Raw genomic sequence first — 15,512 nt, 5'->3', positions numbered from 1 at the left:
CCGCGGCGATGGAGCGCGAACTCGGCTCGGCTTCCCCGGAGCAGGAGGTGGGCCGGTCGTCGTTGACCTCGAGGGACCGTCCGGGTGGTCGGCGCGACAGCGGGCCCATTCCCCTGAGATCACCGCTGCGGAGGACGCTGCCGATGTGCCGCCACCACAATGGGCGGATGGGGTGGGCCTCGTGGGGGAATCGGCGTCGCCGACGGCATTTGCGGCATCCACGGGAGAACGTGTTCCTGGGGATATGTGTGGCGGTCACCGTGCTGGCGGTCGTGGGGGCCGTGAACCGGTCGCTCGGCGGCGACAGCGGGCAGCCGCTACTCCTGCTGAGCGTGCCCGGAGCGGTCTTCTTCGCCCGCGGGATACTCTACGCCCGGCAGCGGTCGGACGGGGTGCGCATCTCCGAGAACCAGTTCCCCGAGGCCCACCGGATGGTGGTCGACGCCGCGCGGGAGCTCGGGCTTCCGCGGGTCCCCGACGCATATGTGGTGCTCGGCAACGGGCGGATCAACGCCTTCGCGTCCGGACACGGCTTTCGCCGGTACGTCGCCATCACCAGCGACCTGTTCGAGGTCGGCGGCCGCCTCCGGGACCCGGATACGCTCCGCTTCGTCATCGGCCACGAGGTCGGGCACATCGCGGCCGGCCACGCCTCCTACTGGCGGCAGTTCGGGGTGTCGGTCGCCAACGTCATTCCGGGGATCGGGATGACGCTCAACCGCGCCCAGGAGTACACCGCCGACAACCACGCCTACGCGTTCTGCCCCGAGGGCGTGGAGGGGCTGCGGATCCTCGCCGCCGGCAAGTACCTGTACCGCCACGTCGACTTCGCGGACATCGCCGACCGGGCCGCAACCGACCAGGGCTTCTTTGTGATGCTGGCGAACCTCCTCTCCAGCCATCCGGTGAACACGTGGCGGTTCCACGCGCTGAGCGACCGGTCCCGCCCCGGCCGCGTGCTGTGACGGCCACCGGCGTACGTGGGCAGCGCCGACGGCGGGTCGGCTCGCCGTGGTGGTCGGGCCGGTGGTGGGGCGGGCGCGGCGCGGCCCCCGGATTACGAGGTGGCCTGCTCCTCCTGCCGGAACTTCTCGGCGAGCTGCGGCGGCAATGGCTCGTGCCGCAGGTAGCGGCGGTCGAACGTGCCGGTGCCGTGCGAGACGGAGCGCAGGTCGACGGCGTAGCGGGTGATCTCCAGCTGGGGTACCTCGGCGCGGATCAGGGTGCGCCCGTTCTCCAGGGCCTCGGTGCCGATGACCCGGCCCCGCCGGGCCGACAGGTCGCTCATCACCGCCCCCATGTAATCGTCGGCCACCAGCACCGCCACCTCGTCCACGGGTTCGAGCATCGACGTCTTCGCGTGCTCGGCCGCGTCCTTCAGCGCAAGCCGCCCCGCCTTCTGGAACGCCATGTCGGAGGAGTCCACCGAGTGCGCCTTGCCGTCGTACAGGGTGACCCGGATGTCCACGAGCGGGTAGCCCGACTTCACGCCGTGTTCCATCTGGGAGCGCACGCCCTTCTCCACCGACGGGATGAACTGGCGCGGCACCACGCCGCCGACGATCTTGTCGACGAACTCCAGCCCGGCCCCCGACGGCAGCGGCTCCACCTCGATCTTGCAGATGCCGTACTCGCCGTGCCCGCCGCTCTGCTTGACATTGCGGCCCATCCCCTGGGCCGGGACCGCGAAGGTCTCCCGGAGCGGGATGCGCACGTCATCGGTTTCGACGCGGACACCGTAGCGTTCGCGCAGCCGGTCCAGCGCCACGTCCAGATGGGCCTCGCCCGTGCACCACAGCACCATCTGGTGGGTCTCCGGGTTCACCTCCACGCGCAGGGTCAGGTCCTCCGACGACAGCCGGGAGACCGCCTGGGACAGCTTGTCCTCGTCGCTCTTGGCGGCGGCGCTCACCGCCACCGGGAGCAGCGGCTCGGGGAACGACCACGGCGGCATGCGCAGCGGGCGCTCCTTGTCGGAGAGCGTGTCGCCGGTCTCGGCCTGGGTGAGCTTGGCGACGGCGCAGACGTCGCCCGCGATGACCTCGCCGCAGGGCTCGCTGTTCTTGCCCATCGGAATGGACAGTGCGCCGATGCGCTCGTCGACGTCGTGGTCGTCGTGCCCCCGCTCGGCCAGACCGTGCCCGCAGACGTGGACGACGGCGTCCGGGCGCATCGTTCCGGAGAAGACGCGCACCAGGCTGACCCGGCCGACGTACGGGTCGCTGACGGTCTTGACCACCTCGGCCAGCAACGGGCCGTCGGGGTCGCAGCTCAGCCCGGTGACGGGCTTACCGTCCACCGTGGTCACATCGTCCGGGAGCCGCCGCTCGACCGGCGACGGCGTGGAACGGGGCAGCTCGTCGAGCAGCTCCTGGATACCGATGCCCTGGGTCGAGGAGATCGCGAGCACGGGGTGGAATCCGCCCCGGACCACGGCCGCCTCCAGGTCGGTGATGAGCATCTCGGGATCGAGGTCGCCGCCCTCCATGTAGCGATCCATGAGCGTCTCGTCCTCGCTCTCCTGGATCACCCCCTCGATCAGGGCGTTGCGCATGGCGTCGATCTCGCCGTCGAGGCCCTCGGGCGGCGCGCTCTCGGTCCGCTCCGGCCCGGAGTGGTCGTAGTAGCGCTGGGAGATCAGCCCCATCAGGCCCCGCACGGTGCGCGCGTCGCCCTCGCCGGAGTACACCGGAACGTAGGCCGGCAGGACGCCGTCGCCGAAGGCGGCCTGGCACTCCTGCACGGTGCCCGCGAAGTCGGCGCGGTGGTGGTCGATCTTGGTGATCGCGACGGCGCGCGGCATGCCGATGGCCGCGCACTCGTCCCACAGCAGGCGGGTGCGGCCGTCGACGCCGTCGAGCGCCGAGACGACGAAAAGCGCGGCGTCGGCCGCGCGCAGCCCGGCGCGCAGGTCGCCCACGAAGTCGGCGTAGCCGGGCGTGTCCAGCAGGTTCACCTTCACGTTTCCCGAGCGGAACGGGGCCATCGCGAGGTTGACCGAGCGCTTCTGCCGGATCTCCACGTCGTCGTAGTCGCTGACCGTCGTGCCCTCTTCGACCCGCCCGACCCGGGACGTGGCACCGGAGGCGTGCAGCAGGGCCTCCATCAGCGTCGTCTTTCCTGCTCCGGAATGGCCGACCAGCACGACGTTGCGTATGTCCGTCGGTCGGTCGGCCTTAAGTGCCCTGCCGGTGGTCGCTGGACCGGATTTGTCCGCCATGCTTCCCAACCTTCTTCCTACGACTCCCATGCGGATGACGCCGGCGGTCCGCGTCGAGTGTGACGCGGGACACTCTCTACCGTCACCTTTCACGCCGGATATCACAAGGGGTCATTTGGGGAAACGGGGGGTAACACAGGGTGCCGTGGTGGTGGCGAAGCGGCAGGTGGTGCGGGGGTGCCGGAAAACTGAACAGCGGCATGACCAGAATCGGCGTGGCGGCCGTCCCAATCTCTTAGGCTGTGGCCGTGCCGTGGTCCGAGAGCATTCCCCAATTCAGTCTCATCGCGATGATCCTCGGGATCGTTCTGATGGCGTACGCCGCCATTGGCGAGCCGATTCTGGGACGCTACGCCTACGCCTGGCTGCGCCGCCGACGCGAGACCGAAACCGGCGCGCTGGTGAGGTTCTACGGCCTGACCATCGCCCTGCAGTGGCTCTGGGTCGCGCTCATCGTCGTGATCCTGGTGCTCTCGCCCGCCCTGACCCTCGCCGACCTCGGTCTGCGCGCGCCGGACCAGTGGGGCCCACTGCTGGCCGCCCTCGTCGGCTTCGCCGTGGCAGGCGCCGTGATCTGGCTGCTCGGCCGGAACAGGGGCGGCGGAAAGAAGGGGAAGGGGCACGGCCGGCGGCGCGGTCCCGCGGCCCCCGAAGCCGACGAACCCTACGGCTACGCGCCCGACCAGGGGCATGGATACGACGCGCCCTACGGCATCGGTGCCAACGCGGCTGCCGGACCGGACGCCGCTTCCGACCACCGCCCCGAGGGCTACCCGGACGATCCGGAGCGCTCCGGCCCCCAGCTGCCCGCCACGCCGACCCCCGGCGCCGAGGTGATCGAGGCCCTCACCCCGCACACGGCCGCCGAGCGGCGGCTGGCCGCGGCGCTGGCCGTGACCGCGGGTGTCGGTGAGGAACTGCTCTACCGCGGCCTGTTCATCGCCCTCGGCGTGAGCTTCGGCCTGCCGGTGTGGGCGGCGGCGATCATCTCCTGCGTGCTCTTCGCGATCGCCCACCTTTACCAGGGCTGGTGGGGTCTGGTCGGCCCCGGCCTGGTCGGTGTGCTGTTCACGGTGGTCTACCTGGGAACGGGAAGCCTGATCATCCCGATCCTGCTGCACATCCTCATCGACGTGCGCGGCCTGCTCTTCCCCGGCGGCGATCGCGGTGGCCACAGCGGGGGCCGCGGTGCCGGGCGGAGGGGCGGTCGCCGTGGGCGCGGCCGGTCCGCCGACCAGGGTGCTGTTCGACGGCCCGCTCGGTCCGGCGGCGGTCGGCGACGGCGCGGCGCGTCGTCCAGGTGAGGCGTGTCACGAGTCACCGGAGGGGACGGGTGGGGACGAAGCGGAAACCCGCCTCTCCGCTGCGGCGACGTACACGCCGGTAGTGCCTCCCCTACCGGGGAGACACGTGCGTCCTTCCGTGCTTCGGGAAAGCGCGATCATGCAGGATGGTGGGGTGTCCGACGCCCTTTCAGAATTCACCTCCCGGTCTCGCCCCGAGCGTCAGCAGCTGACCACCCCTGACGGGGTCCACCTCGATTCCGTCCTGATCCGCGCCGACGCCAGGACGACGCGCGGCACGGCGGTCGTCCTCGCCAATGGATTCACCGGCACGTGGCGCAGCCCCGACACCAAGATGATCGCCTCCCGGATGCTGCCGGTGGGCGACGTCATGACCTTCGACTTCCGCGGCCACTACGCCTCGACGGGAGACAGCACGGTCGGCAACCATGAGGTCTACGACCTGCAGGCGGTCATCGAGCACCTGCGCGGCCTCGGCTACACGTCCATCGCCACCGTGGGCTTCTCCATGGGAGCCGCCGTCGTCGTGCGCCACGCCGGACTGTTCGGCGGTGTGTCGGCGGCCGTCGCGGTGAGCGGACCCAGCCAGTGGTTCTACCGGGGAACCAGCCGGATGCGGCTGCTGCACTTCGGTGTGGAACAGCCGCTGGGCCGCTGGTTCCTCCGCGTCGCCCGCCAAGTCCGCGTCACCGACCAGGCCTGGAACCCCATGCCCCAGGACCCGGTCGAACTCGCCCCCATGGTCGCCCCGGCCCCGCTCCTGGTCGTGCACGGAGATCGGGACAGCTACTTTCCCCTCGTCCACGCCCACCGCATCCACGACGCCGCCAGCGAACCCAAGGAACTGTGGATCGAACCGGGCATGGGCCACGCCGAACGCTCCCTTACCCCGCGCAGGGCCGAACGCATCGCCGAATGGCTCGCCGCCAACCAGGCGGCGGTCCCGGAGCCCGAGAACGGCTGAGACGGCCGATCGCTGCGCCGGACAACCGGCTTTCCGGCGCTCGGCGTGGGCAGCGGATCAATCCCCGTAGACCACCGTCACGTGTTCCCCGTCCCTGGTGCTCTCAGCGAGGTAGTCATCCAAGCACTGCCGCAGCATGCGGGCGTCCCTGGGACTGACCGCTTCGAGGTGCCGCCATCCGGTGAACCGGATCGCGGCCGGGAGCTCGACGAGGCCGGTGATGGCGTCCCAGAAGGCATCCCAGTTCTTGCCGTAGAACCACGGGAAGTCGAGCGCCTGCTTGAGCAGCAGGTGCAGGTCGCGCGCGTCCGCCACGCCACCGAGGTCGATGACCGTGCTGATCTCGGCCGGGCTGTCCGTGTAGGTGACGACTGTTTCCGGGTTCCGGTCCCTGTGTTCAACCATGATGCCGCGGAGCTCTTCGGCATGCTCGGGCCATTTCTCGGCGAACTCGCCCCATCCGGTCAGATGGACTTCCCGGGGCGGCGATGGGAGTTTCGTGAGTTCGTCGCGGAACTCCGGCAGCGACCGGGGCATGAAGGGCTTTATCGGCGCGAAGAGGGGAATGCGAAACCCGCGTACGAGTGTGTGCAGCAGCTCGTTCGGCGTGGCTTCATCCGAGAGATCGAGAATCATTGGCTGTTTCCCTGGGCCCCAGGGCTCGGTCGGCGACAGGAATCCGGGGGGTCCTGCGGGCTGTCCGGTCCGAACCGCGACCGTGGGTCAGGGGCCGGTACCGAGGGAAACCAGTCGACAGGGCTCCGCCGATGGTAGCTGGGCCGCGACCGGACCGATGATGGCCGAGGGAATGACGGCCACGTGACCGAGTGTGGCCGTCTCTTCGAGAAACCATGCGGCCCGTACGAACGTGTGAGTAGCATCTGAACTGCTGGGCGGCGCGGATCGCTCATAAGGTGAGGCCGTCCCCACCACTCCCGGGGACGGCCTCCACACCACGACGACTAGGCGAGAAGCTGCCCTTCGGCTTCGGAGTTCTGCTCATAGGCGTCGCGCGCGTTCGAGAGGAGGTTCTGCCACGAGTCGACGTCCGGCCGTCGGCGCAGGAGGGCGCGGCGCTCGCGTTCGGTCATGCCCCCCCAGACACCGAACTCCACGCGGTTGTCCAGCGCGTCGGCCAGACATTCGGTGCGCACCGGGCAGCCCCGGCAGATGAGCTTGGCCCGATTCTGGGCGGCTCCTTGGACGAACATGGCGTCAGGGTCCGTCTCCCGGCACAGACCCCTGCCAGCCCAATCCCTATTCCACATGTTGCCCCACTCCCAAGATCAGCATGTGAGTCTTGTAGGTACTGCCGACGGGCGCGGTCGTCGGCATCGGGGGAGGGAGAGAGTTCGGCGGACGGTGCCACTCGCGGAGTCCGGATTAGAGCCGGTACTTCGCGGGCCGCTCATTTCGGCCTACTGTGTCCCTCCTCACCGCTGGGGTCGAAACTACGGATCGTCGAGCTGCACCGACAGGCCCCATTAGGCCCATTTCTGATATAGCCCAGGTGGGCCATTGCGATCCGCTGAATGAGTCATGAAGACTGCGCGGAGCGTCACATACTTAGACGTATGTGTGGCTGGGCTGGTCTGGGGCATTGCGATGGGCGACAGAAGAGGGGGAGAGAACCCCGCGCCGTTCCGTTCCGAGAATGGGCTTGGGAGGGAACCGTGATCCGCCCCGGCCGCTATACGGACATGACCCGCGCATAAGAGCGCGGGCCGGGGCATAGCCCCGGCCCGGCATCATGCTTGCGGGTGGACGTCCATGACACCACCGAGCAGGTCCACCGGTTGCATGGTGAACCCCCGGACTCGTCGGTTGGTCAGAACGACGAGACGTGCACGTGGTCGTAGTGGTTCTGGGTGACGCTGCCCCGGTCGTTCATCGGCTTCCAGCCGGCACCCGGGTTGCGGGAGTCCCAGATCTTCTGTTCCCAGATGACGTATTTGACGCCCAGGCGGCCGGCGTTGTTCTTGGCGTACTCGGCGATCTGCTGGCCCTTCTGCTGGTTGGCAGAGGAGGGGTAGTTGCCGCCGGCGCTCATCATGAAGTCGCAGGCCTGGCCGGAGCCGTGGTCGTCGTTGCTGCTGCGTTGGCAGCCGACCGGGTAGGGGGCGCCGAACTTGCCGATGATTTCGTCGCGGATCGCGGCCATGCGCGGGGTCGCGCCGTCGAATCCCCAGCCGCGGGCGCCCGCCGGGACGGTGCCGGTGCCACCGCCGCCTGCTGAGCTGTCGTCGGACGGCGGCTTGGGAACCCGCTCTTCCTTGTACTTCTCGATCCGCTTCTTGATCTCGTCGCGCTGCTCTTTCAGCCCGTCGATGACCTTCTTGGCGTCTTTGAGCTCCTTGGCGGCCTTCTTCGACGCCTTCTCGCGCTTCTTCTTCAGGTCGCTGAGGGTGTCGAGGCGACCGGTGTGCGTCTGCGCGATCTGGTTGACCACGGCGGCGTCGTCCAGCATGCCTCCGGGCTTGCGGCTCAGCACGACTTCCATGACCGGGTCCACACCGGAGCTCTTGTACTGCGCGGCGGCGATGTCGGAGACGTCGTCGCGCGCCTTGGCGAGGTCGGAGTCGGCCTTCTTCAGGGCCTTCTTCGCCTTCTTCGCGTTCTCCTTGGCGTCCTCGTACTGGATGAGGTCACCCGCGTACTCGTCCTCGAGCTCGTCGGCCTGCTCGTTGAGCTCCTCGAGGCTGACCTCCTCGTCCTCGGGCTCGGCGTAGGACGCCGTGGGGGTCAGGAGGGTCGCCGCCGCGGTGACGGCGACTCCGGCGAGCAGCCGCACCGAGCGCGGACGGCGCGCAGGACGTAGGGAGTTGTTGTGCATTCGAGTCAAGGGGTCGCTCCGTGGACGGACCTGTGGCCCCGCCCGGGGGTTGTGATGTGGGCGGTTCGAGGGTGGGTAGGTGCCCGTGGGCCACGCGATGCTTCAGCAGACGATACGAGACTCCGCTGTTAGCTGCCTAGTGATCGTAGAGGATTTATGCCTGATTCCCGTGTGATCAGGACATTCCTCCGAAGGCGCTGGGCAGCTTCGAGGCGGCGGGTTCGGCCGGTTCCTCGCGCAGGAACCAGGCTGACTGCCGGACTTCTCGCATCGCCTCGCGCCGGGTGTCGCGGTCCAGGCGATCGAGGTAGAGCATCCCGTCAAGGTGATCCGTCTCATGCTGCAGGCAGCGCGCCATGAGACCGGAACCGCGCACGGTGACCGGATCGTTGCGCTTGTCGACCCCGGTGACCACGGCGTGCATCGCCCGCTTCGTCGGGAACCAGAGTCCGGGGACCGACAGGCAGCCCTCGCTGTCCTCCTGGGTCTCCTCCGACAGCTCGACGATCTCGGGATTGATCACGTAGCCGATGGTTCCCTCGACGTTGTAGCTGAAGGCGCGCCGCCCGACACCGATCTGCGTGGCCGCCACGCCCGCGTGTCCTGGAGCGTCGACCGTGTCGAGCAGGTCGCGGACGAGAGCGTCGGTGTGCCGGTCGAACGTGGTGATGGGGGCTGTCGGCGTCACGAGGACCGGGTCGCCGAAGTAGACGATGGGACGCTTGCTCATGGGTCACACATTAGCCGCGCACGGGGCGGAACGGTGCATGGCCGTCCACCGGCCACCGCGTGCTCGGCGTCCCGGCGTCCCGTCGCCGTCAGGCCATCTGCGGGGCGAGCGCGTCGTCGAGCACCATCTGGATGTAGTCGAGCGCGGCGCGGCGCCGTGCCAGGGCGTTGGCGTACAGCGAGGGGAGCTTGCTGTCGCGCCGGATCCGCAGGCACTCGTTGACGATGCGGTCCCACCGGTCGGGGAAGGCGTGCAGCGCGTACATCCCGGCGCCGGACTTGGAGGTGATCTCCCCGGTGTTGAGGGTGAAGTGGAGGCGGCTGACGCTCAGCACGCTCCAGGAGGGGGCCAGCGACCCCAGGACCGCGAGACCCCGCGGCGTGACCAGGCGCCCGGCCTTGGCCCGCCAGCGGCGCCATTGTTCGTCGAGGTTGCCCAGGGACCAGTCGCGCAGGCTGGAGGGGGAGTCCCACACGGCCAGCTCCACCGGGACCGGACCGCGCACCGTGACGCCGCGTTCGGCGAGCACGTGCCAGGTGACCGGGTTGATCTCGGCGGCGGCCTGGTCCTTGAATCTGCCGCCGAGGACGGAGGCGACGGGACCGCACGACATCGGGTCCTCGGTGAGGTCGTCCCAGGTGACGTGGATGCCGTTGAACTGGGGGCGGCGGATCTGCGCGCGGGTGCGGGCGTGTGCGCGGCGTAGGGCGTCGCGGTCGGCGGCGGTGAGCGTGCGGGTGGTCACGGCGACGAAGTCGACGTCGCTGGCGTGCGGGCGGAAGTCGTCCAGGGCGACCGAACCGGTCAGGTACAGCCCTTCGACGAGCCCGGGCGCCTCACTGTCCGCATGGTGGAGGAACGCCTGCACAAGGGCCTGCACGCGGGGGTGGATCGCCATACGGTCTCCAGTCTGAATTGCGCTCGGGGCTCGCGGATCGTGCCGGTTGGCTCATGCCGGCTCCTCCGTGTGTCCACCGGCTGGCCGTGGCACCCGGTGGCATCCGAATTGTTCGGTTGTCCGACCCCGTGGGAGGACGGGTGCCCGGGGGAAGGCACCGTCCGGTGTCCGTTGGAGGAGCGCCAAGCACTGCTCCTCAGGGCCTAAGTCTGAGAGGTGCAGCAGTCGATGGCAAGTGAACATCCGCGATCCGCATCCTGTCTTCCCATGTCAGGGAGGTACTCACGTGGGATGAAGTGGGGATGCTGCTCTCTTGACGTGGTTGGGCGGTGATGCTAAACGATGCCGCGTGATCGCGTCCGGCGGTGCGCATGCTCCCCCCGAGTCCGGTGGGCCGGGCGAGCCGCGCGCGTCCGAGATCGTACTGCGAGCGCATTTGCACGTGAATTCTCACGCCACCTTTCGGGAGGGACCTACGTCACGTTAATTCGTGTCGGAAGCGGGTATCGCTGATTTCCCAGGGATGTTGAGATCCGATTGTTCATTCATGGACTTCTGTGGGCTCTGTAGAGAGGTCGAGATTCGTGTGATTACGGGATGTGTTGATGGTCACAGCCGTTGTTCCCGGAGATCACGATGTCGCCGAAGAATGAGTGTGGATCGGAGTGGAAATCCCCCCTGGATCAACTGACCTGGTGGTCAGGCCCCGGTTTCACGTGAGCGTCAGCGCAGGCCGGAGCGATGGTGCTCCCCCTCGGTTCGCGAACGGTCGCATTTGGCGCCCTCCCCCTTTGCGATCTTTCCCTTCTCTTTGCGAGGAGGTTGCCTTCGCTGATCAGACTTCAGTTTTCACGTGCGTAACACGAGGTTATTCGTGAGAAACCGCCGGACCCTATGGTCGAGGGTAGCGGGCCGGCGATAGTCGGTGATTCGTAAGGAGACGGATATGGTCCCAACGATGGTTCTCGTTGCCGATGACTCGCGTGACACGCATCGCAGGGATGCCCTCTGCGACCTCGCCGAAGCGGTCGCCGATCGCGGTGAGGCGCCGGTGGTCCCGGCGTTCGGATCCGGGCCAGAGGTGAATGAGGCCGTGCGGGCCGTCGACGGCCCGATCGTCGTGGTTCCCGCCTTCCTCGCCGGCGGCGACCACGCCAGCGCGGAGATGTTCGCCGAACTGGCCACGCTGAACCTGGCCGATCGCGTGGACGCGTGCCCGACCGCGCCGCTGGGAGCGGTGCCCTCGATCGTCGCCGACCTCGCCGGTCGGCTGACGGAGGCCGGTTGGACGCGGCGCGACGGTGTGGTGCTGGCAGCCGACGGCGGCAGCGCCCAGGAGGAGCGCCACGAGGTGGCCGATGTGGCGCGGATGCTCAGCCGCCGCCTGGGCGCCCCGGTGCAGGTGGGGTACACCAACGGCTGGGCCCCCTCGGTGCCCGACGCGGTGGAGCGGTTGCGGCGCAACGGCCACGGCCGGGTGTCGATCGCCACCTGGCGGCTGGTCGAAGGCGCCGACTACGACCGCCTGCGCAGCCTCGACGGTGTCTCCCTCACAGCTCCTCTCTGGCCCTCCTCGCTCGTCGTGGACACGCTGCTGGCCCAGCACCGCGCGGCCAAGGCCCGCCTGGCGGCCTGAAGAGCCGACCGGCGTTCCGGTGACATGCGGGAGCGGGTCCCCCCTTCGGGGTGAGGGGGACCCGCTCCCGCATGTCACCACCTGTCCACGGGGGATCATCCGCGCGTAGGCGTGCGACGTTCCCACACGCGGATCTAGGGTCAGAGCATGTTCCTCACGTTCGTCGTCCTCGTCCTCCTCGCCCTCGTCCTCGGCGTGGTCTTCATCGGACTGATCGTCGCGCTCGCCGTGTGGGCGATGGTGAAGGCACGACAGACCCGGTAGGCCGGCCCCGGTCGCCGTCACGCCGCCAGGTCGACGCGGCGCAGCAGCTGCGCGTTGAGCGCGACCACGATGGTGGACAGGCTCATCAGGATCGCGCCGACCGCCGGGGCCAGTACGAACCCGATCGGGGCCAGCACCCCGGCCGCCAGCGGTACCGCGACGACGTTGTAGCCGGCTGCCCATGCCAGGTTCTGCCACATCTTCCGGTATCCGGCCCCCGAGAGCGTCCGGACCGACAGCACCCCGCGCGGGTCGTCCGAGGCCAGCACGACCCCGGCCGACTCGATCGCGACATCGGTGCCGGCGCCGATCGCGATCCCGACGTCGGACCGGGCCAGGGCCGGGGCGTCGTTGACCCCGTCACCGACCATCGCCACCCGGTGCCCCCGCTGTTGCAGGTCGCGCACGACCCCGTCCTTCTCGTCCGGGAGCACTTCGGCGAACACCTCGTCGAGCCCGAGCCGGGCGGCCACCGCGTCGGCGACGTTGCGGGCGTCGCCGGTCACCATCGCGACCCGGACCCCCTTCTCGTGCAGTTGCCGCACGGCCTCCTCCGACTCCGGCCGGACCTCGTCGGCCAGCGCGATCGCTCCGATGACCTCGTGGTCGCGGATGACGTGCAGCACGGTGGCCCCCTGGTCCCGCCAGCCGCCGGTGGGACCCTCTAGGGAGGCCGGTTCGGCCAGGTCCAGCTCCGCGACCAGCGCGGGCCCGCCGACGTACACCGACGCGCCGTCCACGGACGCCTGGACACCCCGCCCGGTCAGCGAGCGGAAGCCCGTCGCGCGGGGCACCTCGCCCCGCTCCTCGGCGGCCCGCACGATCGCCCGTGCCAACGGGTGCTCGGAGTCGGACTCCACGGCGCCGGCCAGGGCCAGCACCTGTTCCTCGGTCGTGGCGGCCGCCGCGGCCACACCGGCCACCGCCGGGCGGCCCATGGTGAGTGTGCCGGTCTTGTCGAACAGCACTGTGTCGACGGTCCGCATGCGTTCGACCGCCAGTCGGTCCTTGACCAGGATTCCCGCCCGCGCCGACATCGACGTGGAGATCGCGATGACCAGCGGGATCGCGAGACCGAGGGCGTGTGGGCAGGCGATGACGAGGACGGTGACCGTCCGGGTGATCGCCGAGCTGGGGTCGCCGAGGAGCAGCGACCACACGGCGAAGGTGATGATACCGACGCTGAGGGCGAACCAGAACAGCAGCGCGGCCGCCCGGTCGGCGAGCGTCTGGGCGCGGGAGCGCGACTCCTGGGCCTGGGCGACCAGCCGCTGGATACCGGCGATGGTGGTGTCCTCACCGACGGCGTCCACCCGCACGCGCAGGGCGGAGTCGGTGGCGACGGTCCCGGCGACGACGTGGTCGCCACCGCTGCGCGTGACGGTGCGCGACTCCCCGGTGATCATGGACTCGTCCATGGCCGCCGCGCCCTCGGTGACCGTGCCATCGGCTGGGACGCGGCCGCCGGAGCGGATCAGGACGGTGTCGCCGGGGTCGAGCCGGGCGGAGTCCACCTCCTCGATCGTGCCGTCGGGGCCGACGCGCTCCGCCGTGTCGGGCAGGAGGGAGGCAAGGGCCTCCAGCGCGCTGGACGCCTGCCCCAGGGCGCGCATCTCCAGCCAGTGTCCGAGCAGCATGATGGTGACGAGCAGTACCAGCTCCCACCAGAAGTCGAGTTCCGCGCTGACATAGCCGAGCGCGCTCATGGCGCTCGACCCGAACGCGACCGTGATGGCCATGGCCACCAGCGTCATCATCCCGGGCTGCCGGGAGCGGAGCTCGGACACCGCTCCGGTGAGGAACGGCCAGCCGCCGTAGACGTACACGACGATCCCCAACACAGGCGGGATCCAGGTGAGTGACTCGGGGACGTGGTAGCCGAACCACCCCGCGATCATGTGGCTGGTCAGCACCACGGGGATGCTGAGCAGCAGACTCCACCAGAACCGGTCGCGGAAGACCGCCGCGTGGTCGCCGCGGCCGCCGCCATGGCCCTCGTGGCCGTCGTGCCCCTGGTGGGCGTCCTGTCCCTGGTGGTGCCGCTGCTCGTGGTGGCGGGCGTGCGCGTGCCCTTGGGCGTCGTCGGATGCCACGGTCGTGCTCCTTCCGTGTAGCCCCCTACGTCCTTGTATACCCCTAGGGGGTATACACCTGTCAAGGAAACACGCGGACCGGCACAGGTATTCCGGTCGGCGGGGCCCACACGGAAAGAAGAGGGGCACCGGCGTGCCGGTGCCCTTCCACGCGAGATCAGCTCTGGCTGCCGTCCCCGCCGTCGTCCCTAGCCGTCCGCGGCGGCTTTCCTGCCGCCATCGGTTCCGGAATCGCCGAGCATGCCCTTCATCGAGGAGATCTCGGACTCCTGGGCGTCCACGATGTCCTCAGCCATCTGCATCGCATCGGCGTTGACACCGTCGTGGATCTCCTTCTGGGCCATCTCGACCGCACCCTCGTGGTGCTCGACCATCAGCTCCAGGTACAGCTGGTCGAACTCGGTGCCCGTGGCCTTCCTCAGGTCGGCCATCTGGTCCGGGGTCAGCATGCCGTCCATGACCTCGGCCGCCGCGTCGTCGGACAGCGGCTTCTCACCCCAGGTTGTCAACATGCCCTTCAGCTTCCTGACCTCAGGTCCCTGGGCCGCGGAGATCTTGTCCGCGAGATCCTGGACCTGCGTCCCGGCCTGGTTCTTCTCGGCCAGGTCCGACATCTCCACGGCCTGCTCGTGGTGGGGGATCATCATCCGCGCGAACTCGGCGTCGGTGTCGTTGAAGTCGGCGGCGGCCGTGGCAGTCTGCTCCGTGGTCGGAGCGGCGCCATCGCCGCCGCCGGTACCCCCGCAGGCGGCCAGGATCACGGTCCCGGCCAGGGCCGTGGGCAGCAGGAGCAGAACGTGCTTGCGCGTGGTCATGCGTGTGTCCTTCTCGTCAACGCGGACGCGGGTGGCGAATTCGGGCCAGCGCGCCGTGCTACAGGTGGTCGGTCCGATATCGGGCGGGGTGCCGTGGACGCACTCCACCCCTGGGGCATCTAGATCCGCAGCACCTGAAGCGCCGCGAGGGATGGGGGAGATGCGGGCGGGGCCACCGTCGAGACGATCCGCGACGGCCATGATCTCCCCGGGAGGCGACCCAGCCAGCGCGCGAAGGCGCCGATGGCCACCCACGCCAGCGTGAGGACCAGAACCTCGACCCCCAGGCACACGCTTGTGGGATCCAACCGCACCGTGGCGCGGTGATCGGCACCATCATCGCTGGTGACCTGCGATACCGCGGTCACGGATCCGGACTCCGTCCACCCGTCGGTGCCGTCGGTGCGCACGGCAGTGCTCCCAGATGCGGGGGCGGTCGTGGAGAGCGGACCGGACGCCGCCGCGGACACGGACAGCGCGTGCGCGCCAACGGGGGAACGGTCCACCTGCATGTGGCCGAGCGTGTGCATGGCCCCCACACCCAGCAGGACGAGCGTCAGCAACAGCAGGCGTGCCCACGCCGAACACGCGGCACCCTTGTCCCCCGTTGCGATCACGTGGTCATGGTAATGCCCCGGGTGGGTATATGACCGACGGCCACCGGGGTAGGGATCCCTGTGATGTCCCCCGCCGGTGAGAGCCGGGTGTGGGGTTTTCCCGGTGGTAGCGGAGAGGCAACATGATTCCCGGGTCAC

Annotated in this window: 13 protein-coding genes; 4 read left to right on the top strand and 9 right to left on the bottom strand. The window is 69.3% G+C overall.

Annotation, left to right across the window (positions count from 1 at the left end):
• The first annotated feature begins 167 nt into the window (after positions 1 to 167).
• Positions 168 to 965 carry a M48 family metallopeptidase gene (locus CDO52_RS23545; RefSeq protein ID WP_033302351.1) on the top strand — a complete coding sequence of 266 codons (798 nt, stop codon included), beginning with the start codon at positions 168 to 170 and terminating at the stop codon, positions 963 to 965.
• Positions 966 to 1,057: 92 nt separating this feature from the next.
• Here CDO52_RS23545 and CDO52_RS23540 read toward each other — a convergent pair whose 3' ends face one another.
• On the bottom strand, positions 1,058 to 3,220 hold the full coding sequence (locus tag CDO52_RS23540; RefSeq protein ID WP_026126412.1) for an elongation factor G-like protein EF-G2: 2,163 nt from the start codon (positions 3,218 to 3,220) through the stop codon (positions 1,058 to 1,060).
• Between the two features lie 248 nt (positions 3,221 to 3,468).
• Between CDO52_RS23540 and CDO52_RS23535 the strand changes: the two genes are divergently transcribed.
• Both CDO52_RS23535 and CDO52_RS23530 read left to right on the top strand, forming a co-directional pair.
• The gene (locus CDO52_RS23535; RefSeq protein ID WP_232524300.1) at positions 3,469 to 4,524 is read left to right on the top strand and encodes a CPBP family intramembrane glutamic endopeptidase; all 1,056 of its coding nucleotides are present in this window, start codon (positions 3,469 to 3,471) and stop codon (positions 4,522 to 4,524) included.
• A 154-nt stretch (positions 4,525 to 4,678) separates the two neighbouring features.
• A complete protein-coding gene (locus CDO52_RS23530) occupies positions 4,679 to 5,488 on the top strand; it encodes an alpha/beta hydrolase (RefSeq protein WP_017621744.1) in 810 nt (269 codons plus the stop codon).
• A 57-nt stretch (positions 5,489 to 5,545) separates the two neighbouring features.
• On the opposite strand, the gene CDO52_RS23525 is transcribed toward CDO52_RS23530, so the two are convergent.
• The 5 genes from CDO52_RS23525 to CDO52_RS23505 all read right to left on the bottom strand — a co-directional run bounded on the left by CDO52_RS23525 (position 5,546) and on the right by CDO52_RS23505 (position 9,949).
• On the bottom strand, positions 5,546 to 6,025 hold the full coding sequence (locus tag CDO52_RS23525; protein WP_198345783.1) for a barstar family protein: 480 nt from the start codon (positions 6,023 to 6,025) through the stop codon (positions 5,546 to 5,548).
• 425 nt (positions 6,026 to 6,450) lie between these two features.
• Positions 6,451 to 6,756 carry a WhiB family transcriptional regulator gene (locus CDO52_RS23520; protein ID WP_026126409.1) on the bottom strand — a complete coding sequence of 102 codons (306 nt, stop codon included), beginning with the start codon at positions 6,754 to 6,756 and terminating at the stop codon, positions 6,451 to 6,453.
• 560 nt (positions 6,757 to 7,316) lie between these two features.
• The gene (locus tag CDO52_RS23515; RefSeq protein ID WP_017621741.1) at positions 7,317 to 8,321 is read right to left on the bottom strand and encodes a coiled-coil domain-containing protein; all 1,005 of its coding nucleotides are present in this window, start codon (positions 8,319 to 8,321) and stop codon (positions 7,317 to 7,319) included.
• Between the two features lie 175 nt (positions 8,322 to 8,496).
• Positions 8,497 to 9,051, bottom strand: coding sequence for a peptide deformylase (gene def, locus CDO52_RS23510; RefSeq protein ID WP_017621740.1), 555 nt, complete (start codon positions 9,049 to 9,051; stop codon positions 8,497 to 8,499).
• Between the two features lie 88 nt (positions 9,052 to 9,139).
• Positions 9,140 to 9,949 carry an aminoglycoside adenylyltransferase domain-containing protein gene (locus tag CDO52_RS23505; RefSeq protein ID WP_017621739.1) on the bottom strand — a complete coding sequence of 270 codons (810 nt, stop codon included), beginning with the start codon at positions 9,947 to 9,949 and terminating at the stop codon, positions 9,140 to 9,142.
• A 946-nt stretch (positions 9,950 to 10,895) separates the two neighbouring features.
• On the opposite strand from CDO52_RS23505, the gene CDO52_RS23500 reads away from it, so the two are divergent.
• Entirely contained in the window at positions 10,896 to 11,585 is a 690-nt protein-coding gene (locus tag CDO52_RS23500; RefSeq protein ID WP_094932708.1) for a sirohydrochlorin chelatase, read from the top strand.
• A 281-nt stretch (positions 11,586 to 11,866) separates the two neighbouring features.
• On the opposite strand, the gene CDO52_RS23495 is transcribed toward CDO52_RS23500, so the two are convergent.
• The 3 genes from CDO52_RS23495 to CDO52_RS23485 all read right to left on the bottom strand — a co-directional run bounded on the left by CDO52_RS23495 (position 11,867) and on the right by CDO52_RS23485 (position 15,374).
• Positions 11,867 to 13,942, bottom strand: coding sequence for a heavy metal translocating P-type ATPase (locus CDO52_RS23495; RefSeq protein WP_198345782.1), 2,076 nt, complete (start codon positions 13,940 to 13,942; stop codon positions 11,867 to 11,869).
• Between the two features lie 188 nt (positions 13,943 to 14,130).
• Entirely contained in the window at positions 14,131 to 14,757 is a 627-nt protein-coding gene (locus tag CDO52_RS23490) for a DUF305 domain-containing protein (RefSeq protein ID WP_026126406.1), read from the bottom strand.
• Positions 14,758 to 14,876: 119 nt separating this feature from the next.
• On the bottom strand, positions 14,877 to 15,374 hold the full coding sequence (locus CDO52_RS23485) for a hypothetical protein (RefSeq protein ID WP_017621733.1): 498 nt from the start codon (positions 15,372 to 15,374) through the stop codon (positions 14,877 to 14,879).
• Between the last annotated feature and the right edge of the window lie 138 nt (positions 15,375 to 15,512).

The sequence above is a fragment of the Nocardiopsis gilva YIM 90087 genome (assembly GCF_002263495.1).
In the GTDB taxonomy this organism is placed as follows: domain Bacteria; phylum Actinomycetota; class Actinomycetes; order Streptosporangiales; family Streptosporangiaceae; genus Nocardiopsis_C; species Nocardiopsis_C gilva.
The sequence above is the reverse complement of the archived record's forward strand: the minus strand, read 5'-3'. Positions and strand labels throughout refer to the sequence as shown.